General features: G+C 68.8%; 1 protein-coding gene. It reads left to right on the forward strand.

What is annotated here, in order from left to right; genetic code table 11:
• The first annotated feature begins 41 nt into the window (after positions 1-41).
• Positions 42-865 (forward strand): IS5 family transposase gene (locus AC559T_RS14565; RefSeq protein WP_498869059.1). Its coding sequence is split into 2 segments (ribosomal slippage): positions 42-404 and positions 407-865, totalling 822 coding nucleotides; the frame shifts between segments, so codons are not numbered across the junction.
• Positions 866-875 lie beyond the last annotated feature (10 nt).

Consider the following 875-nt stretch of genomic DNA (forward strand, 5'->3'; position numbering starts at 1 on the left):
AGAGCGTGTCTTGCGTGGCCGCCCCGGGTACATATCTGATCATGGACGTGTTGGAGAGCAGCCTCGCCGGGCGGCTGGTCCCGGACGAGTTGTGGGAGCTGGTGGAACCGCTGCTACCCCGGTTCGAGGGTCGCTGGCAGGGTGGTGGGACTGCCCCGATCGAGGATCGGGCGGTGTTCACCGCGGTGGTCTACGTGCTGACCTCGGGGTGTGCCTGGCGGCATCTGCCGGCCGAGTTCGGGGTGTCGGTGCCCACGGCGCACCGTCGGTTCCAGGCCTGGACCCGGGCGGGTGTCTGGCCCCGGCTGCATCGGAAGATCCTTGATCTGCACGGTGCGGCCGGGCAGGTCGACTGGTCGTCGGTGATCGTGGACGCGGCCAGTCTCCGCGCGAAAAAGGGGGAAGCCTGACCGGTCCGAACCCGGTCGATCGCGGCAAACCGGGCTCGAAAATCCATGTCCTGACCGACGCGGACGGGCTGCCGCTGGTCGTGGCGGTCTCCACGGCGAACCTGCACGACAGCGGGGCCTTCGTCCCACTGGTGGCCAGTATCCCGGCGATCCGTTCCCGCCGCGGGCCGCGGCGACGCCGACCGGACAAGCTGCGGGCGGACAAGGCCTACGACCAGCCGGAACTGCGGCGTTTCCTGCGCCGGCGTGGCATCGCGGTACGTATCGCCCGCCGAGGTGTGGACAGCGTCGAACGCCTTGGCCGGTACCGGTGGAAAGTCGAAAGAACGCTGGCCTGGCTGGGTGGGTACCGCCGGCTGACCGTCCGCTACGAACGCAACGGCCGGAACTTCCTCGGCTTCCTCTGCCTCGCCGCCGCGATCACCTGCTGGAAAAAACTCCCGCACTCGACGTGAGACACGCTCT

This window comes from Frankia sp. Hr75.2 (assembly GCF_949319125.1).
GTDB classification, from domain to species: Bacteria; Actinomycetota; Actinomycetes; order Frankiales; family Frankiaceae; genus Parafrankia; species Parafrankia soli.